The 11712-nt window shown below is 63.7% G+C and carries 9 protein-coding genes; 6 read left to right on the top strand and 3 right to left on the bottom strand.

Translation table 11 applies throughout. The features are described 5' to 3' along the window. The first annotated feature begins 21 nt into the window (after window positions 1-21). From PQ467_RS11420 to PQ467_RS11395, 6 genes are read left to right on the top strand one after another with little or no spacing between them, the layout of a single operon-like run. Window positions 22-1485, top strand: coding sequence for an efflux transporter outer membrane subunit (locus PQ467_RS11420; protein ID WP_274173527.1), 1464 nt, complete (start codon window positions 22-24; stop codon window positions 1483-1485). Next, window positions 1482-3236, top strand: a complete 1755-nt coding sequence (locus PQ467_RS11415) for a PHA/PHB synthase family protein (protein WP_274173526.1) — start codon at window positions 1482-1484, stop codon at window positions 3234-3236. Before PQ467_RS11420 ends, PQ467_RS11415 begins: the two co-directional genes overlap by 4 nt. A gap of 2 nt (window positions 3237-3238) precedes the next feature. Beyond that, window positions 3239-4660, top strand: a complete 1422-nt coding sequence (locus tag PQ467_RS11410; protein ID WP_274176144.1) for a bifunctional enoyl-CoA hydratase/phosphate acetyltransferase — start codon at window positions 3239-3241, stop codon at window positions 4658-4660. Next, entirely contained in the window at window positions 4657-5856 is a 1200-nt protein-coding gene (locus tag PQ467_RS11405; protein WP_274173525.1) for an acetate/propionate family kinase, read from the top strand. The genes PQ467_RS11410 and PQ467_RS11405 overlap by 4 nt, the downstream gene beginning before the upstream one ends. Further along, the gene (fabI, locus tag PQ467_RS11400) at window positions 5853-6626 is read left to right on the top strand and encodes an enoyl-ACP reductase FabI (protein WP_274173524.1); all 774 of its coding nucleotides are present in this window, start codon (window positions 5853-5855) and stop codon (window positions 6624-6626) included. Before PQ467_RS11405 ends, fabI begins: the two co-directional genes overlap by 4 nt. Before the next feature lie 40 nt (window positions 6627-6666). After that, on the top strand, window positions 6667-7290 hold the full coding sequence (locus tag PQ467_RS11395; protein ID WP_274173523.1) for a TetR/AcrR family transcriptional regulator: 624 nt from the start codon (window positions 6667-6669) through the stop codon (window positions 7288-7290). Window positions 7291-7305: 15 nt separating this feature from the next. On the opposite strand, the gene PQ467_RS11390 is transcribed toward PQ467_RS11395, so the two are convergent. The 3 genes from PQ467_RS11390 to PQ467_RS11380 all read right to left on the bottom strand — a co-directional run bounded on the left by PQ467_RS11390 (window position 7306) and on the right by PQ467_RS11380 (window position 11696). After that, entirely contained in the window at window positions 7306-8565 is a 1260-nt protein-coding gene (locus tag PQ467_RS11390) for an MFS transporter (protein WP_274173522.1), read from the bottom strand. Beyond that, window positions 8562-9269 (bottom strand): dienelactone hydrolase family protein, encoded by a 708-nt coding sequence (locus tag PQ467_RS11385; protein WP_274173521.1) that lies wholly within the window; start codon window positions 9267-9269, stop codon window positions 8562-8564. Before PQ467_RS11385 ends, PQ467_RS11390 begins: the two co-directional genes overlap by 4 nt. Window positions 9270-9338: 69 nt before the next feature. Continuing rightward, window positions 9339-11696, bottom strand: a complete 2358-nt coding sequence (locus PQ467_RS11380) for a TonB-dependent receptor (RefSeq protein WP_274173520.1) — start codon at window positions 11694-11696, stop codon at window positions 9339-9341. Window positions 11697-11712: the final 16 nt, after the last annotated feature.

The following is an 11712-nucleotide window of genomic DNA, read 5'->3' as shown; positions in this document are numbered from 1 at the left end:
ATCATGCATATGGGCCCAAGGATGACCCCGCACGCGTTGCTGGCGGCGGGCGCGGCGCTGGTGCTGACGGCTTGCGCCTCCTCGCCACCTCTCGCCCCGCCTCAGGCGATGGTTTCCCCGCCCGCGCGCCTTGCCGCGCCCGAGGCCGGTCTGCCATCGGCGGGCGCGCAGGATCGGTGGTGGACGCTATGGGGCGATCCCGCCTTGAACGCGCTGGTCGAAAAGGCGCTGGCCGCCAATGCCGACATTCGCGTGGCGCAGGCCCATGTCCGCGCGGCAAGGGCGCTCGTCTCCGTGTCGGAGGCCGCGCTCTACCCCACCGTCGCGGCCAATGGCGCGGCATGGGGAACGCTGGCCGATACCGGGGCCGATGGCGCTCTGGGCTCGCTCCTTGCGCCTTTTTCCGAAGGGAACACGGGCGGGGGCTATCTTGTCGGCCTTGGCGCGCAATGGGAGCCGGATGTCTTCGGCGGCCGCCACGCTGATGCCGAAGCCGCCAAGGCTCTTGCCGACAGCGCGCAATGGCTGGCCCATGGCGTTGCGCTGACCGTGATCGGCGATGTCGTCGAAAATTATCAGCAGTGGCAAGGGCTGCGCCGCCGTCTGGCGATCCTCGATCAAAGCATCGCATCGGCGCGGCTTTTGGCCGATTATCTCTCCGCCCGGCAAAGGATGGGGCAGGCCAAGGCGCTGGACGTGACCAAGGCGCAGGCTGCGCTGGCCTCGCTGGAGGCGGGCCGTCCGCCGCTCATGTCGCTGATCGACGCGCGGCGCAGGCGGCTTGCCGTGCTGGCCGGAGATTTGCCCGAAACGCCGCCCGCGCAGGCGGCAGGCGCGAATATTCACGTGCCGCCGCCGCCCGCCGGTCAATTCCCCTCGGCCATTCTGGAGCGCCGCCCCGATGTGCGCGCCCGCATGCTGATGGTTGCCGCGCGGGCCGCCCGGCTGAAAAGTCTGAAGGCGGATCTGATGCCGCGTTTCGGGATCAGTTTCATGGGACAGGATGGCCATATCGCCCTGTCGGGCCTGCCCGGTTTTGGCGGCCCGATTGGTCTGGTGGGCGTCAAGGCCAGCGTCCCGATCTTCACCGGCGGATTGCTGCGCGGGCGGATTGCGGCGGGGCACGGCGAACTGGAGGCGGCGCTGGCGGGACAGGATCGCGCCATCCTGCTGGCGCTGGAGGAGGTGGAGACAGCCTATGCCATGCGCACCGGGCTGGATGCGCGTTTGCGCGGGCTTGAGCAGGCCCGCGACCTGTCCGCCCGCCGCGTCGATCAGGCGCAGGCCTTCTATCGTGCGGGGCGCATGACGCTGGGCGATGTGCTGCAGGCGCAACTCGACGCCTTTGCCGATGCCGACAAGGTGGAGCAGACGAAGGTTGCCCAGGGCACCGCCACAATTCAGCTTTATCGCGCGATTGCTGGCGGTTGGGGGGCGAATGCCTCATCCCCCAGCCCGAACGCGCCAAAAGGAGTTCACCCATGAACGACCTGCTAACGACCCATGAGGCCGCCGATCCGCTCGAAGGGATGGCCCGGAATCTCGATCGGGCCTCCTTCGCCGCCATTGCCGGGGTCACGGGCGGGCTCTCGCCCTTTACCGTGGCGCAGGCGCTGTCGGACTGGGCGCTGCATCTTGCGGTATCGCCGGGGCGGCGGTTGGAACTGGCGGCCAAAGCTTGGCGCAAAACCCTGCGTTTGGCCGATTATGTAGCCCATGGCGCCGATGGCGATCACCCCGCGATTGAGCCCTTGCCGCAGGATCGCCGCTTTGACGATCCGGCGTGGAAAGCGGTGCCCTATAACCTGATCGCCCAATCCTTTTTGATGACGCAGCAATGGTGGCATGCGGCCACCACCGGCATTGCAGGCGTCAGCGCCCGCCATGAGGCGGTGACATCCTTCACCCTGCGCCAGATCCTCGACATGCTGGCGCCCAGCAATTTCATCCTGACGAATCCTGTGCTGCAAGAGCGGATCGTCGATACGGGCGGGATGTGTCTGGCCGAGGGCGCAAGGCTGCTGATGGCCGATATCGAGGCGCTTGCCCGCGGCACGGCGCAGGCGAACGAGCAGCCCTTACAGATCGGGCGCGACCTGGCCGCGACCAAAGGCAAGGTGATCTATCGCAACCGCCTGATGGAACTGATCCAGTATGAGCCGACCACCGCGACGGTCCGCCCCGAGCCGGTGCTGATCGTTCCGGCCTGGATCATGAAATATTACATTCTCGACCTCTCGCCCCATAATTCCCTGATCGCCTGGCTGGTGGGGCAGGGCTATACGGTTTTCGCGATTTCATGGCACAATCCGGATGGCGCGGATCGCGATCTGACCATGGAGGATTATCGCCTTCTGGGCCCGATGGCCGCGCTGGACGCGATCGGCGCGATTACCGGCGCGGCGAAAGTCCATGCGCTGGGCTATTGCCTTGGCGGCACGCTGATGACCATTGCGGCGGCGGCCATGGCGCGCGATGGCGACGAGCGACTGGCGGGCCTGACCTTGCTGGCCGCGCAAACCGAATTCAGCGAGCCGGGCGAATTGGGCCTCTTCATTGATGAGGCGCAGTTGAACCTGCTCGACAGCATGATGTGGGAGCGCGGCTATCTCGACAGCGGCCAGATGGGCGGCGCGTTCCAGATGCTGCGGTCCAACGATCTGGTCTGGTCGCGCATCCTGAACGAATATCTGATGGGCGAGCGGCCCGCGTCCAGCGACCTGATGGTGTGGAACGCGGATGGCACGCGGATGCCCTTTGTCATGCACAGCGAATATCTTCGCAAGCTGTTCCTCCGGAATGATCTGGCCGAGGGGCGCTTTGTGGCGGGCGATCAGCCGATCAGCCTGTCGTCGCTCAAAGCCCCGATGTTCGTGGTGGGCACGCAGACCGATCATGTCGCGCCATGGCGCTCGGTGCACAAGATCCACATGCTGACCGATGCGGAAATATGTTTCGCGCTGACCAGTGGCGGTCATAATGCGGGCATCGTTTCGGAGCCGGGGCACAAACATCGCCATTACCAGCTTCTTGTGCGACCGGCCTGCGGCCCGGCCCTCGCGCCCGATGTGTGGCAGGCGCAAGCTCCCGATCACCCCGGCTCGTGGTGGGAGGCATGGGGCCAATGGCTTGATGCAAGATCGGGCGCCGCTGTTGCCCCGCCGCCGATGGGTGCGCCGGACAAGGGCTATGCCCCGTTGGCCGATGCGCCGGGCCGCTATGTTCTGGAGAAGTGATGATGACGCCTCCCGCCATGATCGAGAACCGCACCTTTGACGAGATTGCCATCGGCGATACTGCCAGCCTCTCTCGCACGCTGAGCCAGCGCGACATTCAGCTTTTTGCGCTGGTGTCCGGAGACGTCAATCCCGCCCATCTCGACCCGGAATATGCCGAGGGCGACATGTTTCACCACGTCATCGCGCATGGCATGTGGGGCGGCGGGCTGATTTCCGCCGTGCTGGGCACCGAATTGCCGGGGCCGGGCACGATCTATCTGGAACAGAGCCTGCGCTTTTTGCGGCCTGTGGCGCTGGGCGACACGATCACGGCGCGCCTCACCGTTTCCGCCAAGGCGGAGCAGCACCATATCGTCACGCTCGATTGCCTGTGCACCAATCAGGCGGGCGAAGAGGTCATCAGCGGCGTGGCAAGTGTCAAGGCGCCAACCCGTAAAGTGCGGCGCCCTCGCGCCAGCCTGCCCGATGTCAGCCTGTCGAGCCATGACGCCTATCGCCGGTTGATGGCGGCGGCCAAGGCCGCCCATCCGGTGACCACCGCAATCGCCCATCCCTGCAGCGCGGCGGCCATTGCCGCTGTTGCCGAGGCGGTGGAGGCCGGATTGATCGTGCCCATTCTGGTCGGCCCCGAGGCCCGCATTCGCGCGACAGCGCAGGAGGCCGGGGTCGATATCGCCTCCTTCCGCATCGTTGATGCGCCCCACAGCCATGCGGCCGCGGCGGCGGCGGTGGAACTGGTCCGAACCGGAGAGGCCGGGCTGCTGATGAAAGGGTCGCTTCATACCGATGAATTGATGGCGGCGGTGGTCGCGCGCGAAACCGGATTGCGCACGGAAAGGCGGATCAGCCATGTCTATCTGATGGATGTGCCGGGCCATCCCCGGCCCCTGCTGATCACCGATGCGGCGGTCAATATCGCGCCTACTCTGGCCGAGAAAGCCGATATCATCCGCAACGCGATCGACCTTGCCCATGTGATCGGCATAGAACAGCCCAAGGTGGCCATCCTCTCCGCCGTGGAGATGGTGAACCCGGCCATTGCCTCGACCATCGACGCGGCGGCGCTGTGCAAGATGGCGGATCGGGGCGAGTTTGCAGGCGCGCTGCTCGACGGCCCGCTAGCCTTTGACAATGCCATCAATGAAGACGCGGCCAAGGAAAAGGGCATTGTCTCGCCGGTCGCGGGTAAGGCGGAAATCCTCGTGGTTCCCAATCTGGAGGCGGGCAATATGCTGGCCAAGCAACTGACCTTTCTGGGCGGGGCGGATGCGGCGGGCATAGTGCTGGGCGCGCGGGTGCCGATCATCCTGACCAGCCGGGCCGACAGTCTGACCACCCGCCTTGCTTCTTGCGCCGTGGCCGTGCTGCTGGCCCATGCCGGGACAAAGGCGGCGCCCGGATTGTTCAGGCCCGCCTTGTGAGCCGCGCCCTCATCAGCCTCAACTCGGGCTCTTCGAGCATCAAATTCGGCCTTTATACGCTGGATGACGGCGGGCCGCGCCACGCGGCGGGCGGCAAGCTGGAAGGGATCGGCACCGATCCGCGCATCCTTGTCCGCAAGGATGACGGCGAAGTCCTGCTCCAAAAATCCTGGCCCGGCGGGGCGGGGCTGACCCATGAGGATCTGCTTGGCGAACTCTATGGCTGGGCGCAGGATCATCTGCGCGAGCATGAGATCGTCGCGGTGGGGCATAGGGTGGTGCATGGGGGCGGGGTTTTCCGGGCGCCGCAAAGGATTGATGCGGCCCTCGTCGTCAGGCTTGAGGCCTTCTCCCCGCTCGCGCCGTTGCATCAGCCCCACAATCTGGCCGCCATCTGCGAGATTGCCCGCATGGCGCCGCATCTGCTTCAGGTCGCCTGTTTCGATACCGCGTTTCATCATGCCATGCCGCCGGTGGCCACGCGATTGCCCCTGCCGCGTCGGTTCGCGGAACAAGGGGTTCGGAGGTATGGCTTTCATGGCCTGTCCTATGAATATATCGCCCGGCGTCTGGGCGACATCGATGCCGGATTGGCCAAGGGGCGGGTGATCGTCGCCCATCTGGGCAATGGGGCGAGCCTTTGTGCGATGCGCGTGGGGGCCAGCATCGACACGACCATGGGGTTTACCGCCCTCGATGGGCTGATGATGGGCACGCGCAGCGGCGCGCTGGACCCGGGCGCCGTCCTGCATCTGATGCTTCAGGAGGGGATGAGCGCGCATGAGGTCGAAGCCCTGCTCTATGGCCAGTCCGGCCTGCTGGGCGTGTCCGGCATATCGGGCGATATGCGCGTGCTCCATGCCAGTGCGGACCCTCATGCGAAAGAGGCGATAGAGCTGTTCGTCTGGACCGTCGCGCGCCAGATGGCTGCTCTGATCGGCTCGCTCGAAGGGCTGGACGGCATCGTCTTTACCGCCGGGATTGGCGAGAACGATCCTGTCATCCGCTCGGCCATCTGCGCGCGCATGGCATGGGCAGGCGTCCTTCTTGACGAGGCGGCCAATGCCGCCAATGCCCCCGTGATCTCCCGGCCCGACAGCCGCATCGCGGTGCGGGTCATCCCCACCGATGAAGAACGCATGATTGCATTCCACACTTTCAACATGCTGGATGATCAGCAGGGAGCAAGGGCATGAAACCATTGGTGGATCTTTCGGGGAAGCGCGGCCTTGTGGTCGGGATCGCCAATGAGCACAGCATTGCCGCCGGATGCGCGGCGGCCTTTGCGCAATGCGGCGCCACGCTGGCCGCGACCTATCTCAACGACAAGGCCAAACCCTTTGTCGAGCCAGTGGCGCAGCGGTTGGGCATGGACTGGCTGGCGCCCTGCGATGTGCGTGAACCGGGCCAGCTTGAAGCGCTGTTTGATGAGGTGAGGGCGCGTTGGGGAAAGCTGGACTTTCTGCTCCATTCCATCGCCTTTGCGCCGAGGGAGGATCTGCAGGGCCGGGTCGTCGATTGCTCGGCGGAAGGCTTTGCGCTGGCCATGGATGTGTCATGCCACAGCTTTTTGCGCATGGCGCGGCTGGCCGAACCGCTGATGTCGGATGGGGGCTGTCTGATGTGCGTGACCTTTTACGGTTCGGAACGGGTGGTGGCGCATTATAATCTGATGGGTCCAGTCAAGGCGGCGCTGGAAAGCGCGACGCGTTATGTTGCGGCCGAATTGGGGCCAAAGGGCATCCGCGCCCATGCCCTCTCGCCCGGCCCTATTGCCACGCGCGCGGCCAGCGGGATTGACCGCTTTGACGAATTGCTGGACCGCGCCGCCGCAGCCGCGCCAGCCGGTACGCTGGTGTCGATCGAGGATGTCGGCGCGCTTGCCGCTTTTCTGGCCAGCGATGCGGCGCGACATATCACCGGCACCATCGTTCCTGTTGACGCCGGACAGCAATTGATGGCCTAAGCGCGGCTCAAAAAATTCCCCCGAGCCCAAGAGTGCCCAGATGCCGAACCAGAGAAAGGCGCCCTACAACCTGTCCGAGAAGCGCGAGATGACCCGCGCGCAGAATATGGAAAAGATCGAGGCGGCGGCGTGGAAGGTCTTTTCGACCCTGGGGCTTGATGGCGCCACGGTGCGCGACATTGTGAATGAGAGTGAGGTTTCTGCCGGAAGCTTCTACAATTATTACCGCACCAAGGAGGCGCTTTTCGACAAGCTGGTGGCCGAACTGATCGAGCGCATCCGCCATGAGATTGCGGTGGCCAGAGAGGGCGCGGGCGATATCGAGACGATGCTCGGCAAAGGCTATGCTGCCTTCATGAACATGCTGCTATCCGTGCCGGGGGGGGCGGAGTTCTTTGAACGCAACCAGCATCATATCCGATCAAGACTGTTCGGGTCGGCGCAGATCAGGGCCTTGCTTGCCGATATTGAAATGGATGTTGCCCAGTTGGGCGCCTTGGACCGCCTTTCGGAAAGCGAGCGCAAACTCCTTGCCTCCATCATGTTTGCCACCGGCACCGAGGCCATATTTGGCGCGTTGAAAACCCGCGATGCCGACATTGCCGGTCTGGCCCGGTTCCTGGCAAGACTGATGACGCAAGGCATTGCCGGGTGCCGGGATTAGCTCGGTCAGTGGGCATTACCGCAACGCTGAATTGGCCACTTCATCCGGTTCGCGAGGAAGCAGGCTTGCACTGATGATGACCAGAAGCAGGCAGCCGGACATCAGCCACAGCATGGCAGAGCCCACTCCCAAATCCTTGGAAATCACCCCGACCACGATGGGGGCCAGCGCGCCCAAAGCCCGGCCCAGACTGTAGCATAAGCCCAGACCGCTGGCCCGGACCGCTGTGGGGAAGAGCTCGGTCAGATAGGGCGTCATACCGACCCCCATGACCACAAGCACCACCCCGACCGGGCCGCCGACAAAGCGCAGCATGGCGTTGGACATCGGGAAAAACAGATAGAAGCACACCGAGACAAATGTGATGACGGCAAACCAGCGAAAGCTGTTGCGTCGCCCCAGTCGGTCGACAAGATAGCCGCCGATGAGAAAGCCGATAAAGGAACCGATGTAGCCGATGATCGCATTGGTGCTGGTGTTCAGCACCGTAAGGCCGCGTTCGGTCCGCAGCCATGTCGGCAACCAGATGGCCAGCGTCAGTTGCGTGCCGGTAATCCCGGCAACCAGCACGACGGCAAGCAACGTCCGCAGCAGGAGGGATCCGGTAAACAGGGTTTTGAACGAGGTCCACATGCCCATGCGCTCGGTGCTTGCGAAAACTTCCGGTTCGCGCACGCCTTTGCGGACATAGAGCACAAGAAGCGCTGGCAAAATTCCGAGCCACAAGGCCGCGCGCCACGCCGTTTCAGGCGGCAGGAGCAGGAAGGCTGCGGCATAGAGCGCGCTGGCGCCGATGGCTCCGATGGCATAGCCGCTGGCCACGCCGCCCATGATTTTGCCCCGGTCATGTGCGGCAACCGATTCACCGATCAAAACCGCGCCTACCGCCAGTTCGCCACCAAAGCCAAGCCCTTGCAGCGCACGAAGTGCAAGCAATTGGTCGGGAGATTGGGCAAAGCCGCAAAGGAAGGTGAAGGCCGAAAACCACAGGATCGTCCCCTGCAGCACCGCGACCCGGCCATACCGGTCGGCCAGCGTTCCCGCCAGCACCCCGCCAAGCGCGCCCGTGATCGTGGTGCTGGCCGCGATCAGGCCCGCTTCGCCCCGCGTCATGCCCCATGTGGCGATCAGCGTGGGGACAAGGAAACTGAAGAGGCTGAAATCAAGATTATCGAGGGAATTGCCGCCAAAGGCCGCCCAAAAGCTGCGGCGCTGGACGGGCGAAAGGCGGCGAAACCAGTTTGCATGGCGATCACCCGCGACCATGTCGTTCATCGCCGCCCGCCGTTCAGGTGCCGGTCGAAGAACAGGGCCGCGCGCGTGTTCGACAGTCTGGCTGCGGCGGGATGATGGTTGGGATGGGGGGGCGAGAAGCCGAAGCCATGCGTGGCGCCTTCGTAGACGAAGGTCTCAACATCGGCCCGGTCGGCAAAGGCGGCGACAATGCGCTCGATTGCGTCATCACGCGTCGCGAAACGCTCGATCTCGGGCAGATGAATGCTGAGGGGGGCCTTGAGGTGGTCCACGATATCCAATCTCGTTTCAAGTATCGTGGGATAGAAGGCAACCACTGCACAAAACAAGTCATTCAGCGCGCTGAGACAAGCAATACGGCCGCCATAGCACCATCCGGCCAGACCAAGCCGGTCACATCCGGCAAGGTCCTTGAGTGCGGCTGCGGCGCAGGCCAGATCCTCGACGCCCTGCTCATCATTCTGCTGGTTCATGATCGCGCCTACGTCTTCGAGACGGGAAAAATCATAATCCACCGCATGATCGGGCGCATTGCGCCAAAACAGGTTGGGCGCGATTACCGCATAGCCGAGATCGGCCATGAAATCCGCCCAACTGCACAGATCCGCATTCTGCCCCCAGACCGACATGCCCAGCACTATGCCCCGGCCGTTGGGCCGCGAGGGCAGGCTCAGCCAAGCCCGGGTGGTCTCGTTTCCTATTGTCAGATTGATGAACTGGCCCATTTTGCTACCTGGCTAAGAGAGAAAAAGGTGAGCACCCCGCGCGCGGCGGGGGCTCTGCATGGCGTCTGGCTAGAAATTGATGCCGGCGCGAACGCCAAAGGTGCGGGGTGGGCGCAAGGTCGTGGCAATCGCGCCCGATCCAGCCACCGAGGAGGTGTAGCTCGCATTGGCCGGAATGCCCGCGTAAGGCGTCGGGAAGGTTTGCGATTTGACGGTATTGTCAAAAATATTGTTGATGAAGGCGCTGATGTAATAACGATGGCCGGGGCTGTTGTAGGTCATCTGCGCATCGGCGAGCCAATAGGGCTTCTGCGATTCCAGATCGAGAAACTCCAGCCCGGTCATCGTGCGGCTCTGGAAATGCGACCTTGCATTCAACACCAGATCGCCCGAGGGCAGATCGATCCGCTGTTCCGCCCCCATGTTGAGCGTCCACGCAGGAGCATTGGGCGGGCGTTGGCCCACGCCGGCCGCGGTGGGGAAGGCTTCGTATTTGGCATCGAGATACTGGACATCGGCGTTGAGCGTGGTTGTCGGCGTAGCCGCCACGCGCATGTCGACTTCAAACCCGGTGAAGCGGGAGCGACCGGCATTCTGTGTGCCGAAGACAAAGACCGGCGGGTTGCCTGTGGCAAACAGATAGCTGATCTGCTGGTCGCGGTATTGCCAGTCGAAGACTTCGAGGTTCACCTGCAGCCGGTTGGCGAAAAATCTGTTCTTCGACCCCAGCGTCCATGCGCGGATGTTTTCCGGCTGATAGGTGCCGCCATTCCCATTGGCGTCGGGAAGGCCGAAGTAGAAACCGCCCGCCTTGAAACCTGTCTCATAGCTCAAATACAGCAGATTGCTGGACGTGACATCCCAATCCATCCCGGCGCGCCAGGTCAGCTTTTGGAAATCACGATTGTTGGCGACGGTAAGCGCTGTTTGGGCATCAACGATGGGCGCTCCCGCGTTGCTGGGCGGGGGCAGCAACTGGTCCGGCGGCGTCGGCCCATAGGGCAATTGGGGCGCATTGGCGCAATTGGTCAGCGCCGCGCGGCAGGTGCGCGTAATGGTGAGCGAATTGCCCGCCGCCTGCTTGCTGTCCCAGGTTTGCCGGGCGCCGACATTTACCCGAAAGCGCTCCGTCACCGCATAGGTCAGGCGTCCAAACAGCGCCCTGCTCTTGGTCGAAAGATCAAGGCCGGACTGGTATTGGCCGACGGCCTGATAGGCAAAGGCGTTGAAAGGATCGCGAATGCGCTCATCGTACAGGAAGCCGCCGATCAGGGCGCGCAGCGGCGCGCTGTCCGGCGTGGCAAAGCGCACTTCCAGCGTTGACTGGTTCTGATTTTCCTTGGACCGGTTGTAAAAGCCGGGGGCAAAGCTGAGATAATCAAGGTGCCCCTCGCGGTAGCCCGGAATGACGGTCAGTGTGCCCGCCCCGGTCTTCCATTCCGCCGTGGCGGAAATGCCCCAGAAATTGTTGTTCTGGAATGGCTGATCCGTGATCGGATTATAGGGCCGGTTCAGCGTTGCCGCGCGCAGGCTGGTAAACAGCGCTTGCCCCTGCGCCGACAGGAAGCCGATGCGATCACCGACATCGAATGTGGGCGGCACCAGATAACCGGTCCCCACCGCCTGACCGCGAATGTTCACCAGCGAGGTGTTGCCCGGACCGCGCCCGCCCTGATCAAAATAATCGGCGGTGACATTCAGCGTGAAATTGCCGGTCGGCGCATATTTGAGCGAAAGGCGGCCCCCCCAATCGTTCTGGTCATCGGTCCCGTCGTTCATATAGCCATTGTGGCGCACCCGAAATCCGGCAAGGCGGACCGCCACCTGATCCCCCAGCGGGACGTTGACGGAGGCATCGAAACGCTGCTGGCCATAATTGCCCAATTCCACCGAGGCGCGGGCCGCCGTTTTGCCCAAATCCGGCTTGTGGCTGATAACATTGATCGCGCCGCCGGTGGCGTTGCGCCCATAGAGCGTCCCTTGCGGGCCCTTTACGACCTCTACTCGGTCAAGGTCATAGAAGAAGCCGGTTGTGGACGAGGGGCGGCCCAGAAAAACGCCGTCGATGTTGAAGGCAACCGCCGCGTCGGACAGGGCGTTGGCGTTGAAATTGCCAACGCCGCGAAGGTAGAAGATGTTGAACGGCCCGGCGGGCGCGGCGACCTGCAACGAGGGGACAAGCGCCGTCAGTTCCGTGGGGCGCGTGACCCCGGCCGAGGCCAAGGCCTCTCCGGTGACGGCGCTGACCGGAATGGCTGCCTTTTGCAGGCTTTCCGATCGGCGCTGCGCGGTGACCACGATGTCCGTTATGCCCATGGCCGCCGATGGCGCCGCTGCGGGCGCGGGGCTGGCGGTTTGCGCGCCGGCATTGTTCGCGCCGAACACCATGGCCCAGGCACAGGTTGTGGTTAGCAAGACCTGCTTCATGAATCTCTCCCGTGCT

This window comes from Novosphingobium sp. KACC 22771, from assembly GCF_028736195.1.
GTDB lineage: Bacteria > Pseudomonadota > Alphaproteobacteria > Sphingomonadales > Sphingomonadaceae > Novosphingobium.
Note: the sequence above shows the minus strand (reverse complement) of the source record. Positions and strands in the feature narration are given on the sequence as shown.

Bases quoted from the DNA above. Each gene is read 5' to 3' on its own strand.
- PQ467_RS11420 (WP_274173527.1), top strand. From the start codon at position 22: ATGACCCCGCACGCGTTGCTGGCGGCGGGCGCGGCGCTGGTGCTGACG.
- PQ467_RS11415 (WP_274173526.1), top strand. From the start codon at position 1,482: ATGAACGACCTGCTAACGACCCATGAGGCCGCCGATCCGCTCGAAGGG.
- PQ467_RS11410 (WP_274176144.1), top strand. From the start codon at position 3,239: ATGACGCCTCCCGCCATGATCGAGAACCGCACCTTTGACGAGATTGCC.
- fabI (WP_274173524.1), top strand. From the start codon at position 5,853: ATGAAACCATTGGTGGATCTTTCGGGGAAGCGCGGCCTTGTGGTCGGG.
- PQ467_RS11395 (WP_274173523.1), top strand. From the start codon at position 6,667: ATGCCGAACCAGAGAAAGGCGCCCTACAACCTGTCCGAGAAGCGCGAG.
- PQ467_RS11390 (WP_274173522.1), bottom strand. From the start codon at position 8,565: ATGAACGACATGGTCGCGGGTGATCGCCATGCAAACTGGTTTCGCCGC.
- PQ467_RS11385 (WP_274173521.1), bottom strand. From the start codon at position 9,269: ATGGGCCAGTTCATCAATCTGACAATAGGAAACGAGACCACCCGGGCT.
- PQ467_RS11380 (WP_274173520.1), bottom strand. From the start codon at position 11,696: ATGAAGCAGGTCTTGCTAACCACAACCTGTGCCTGGGCCATGGTGTTC.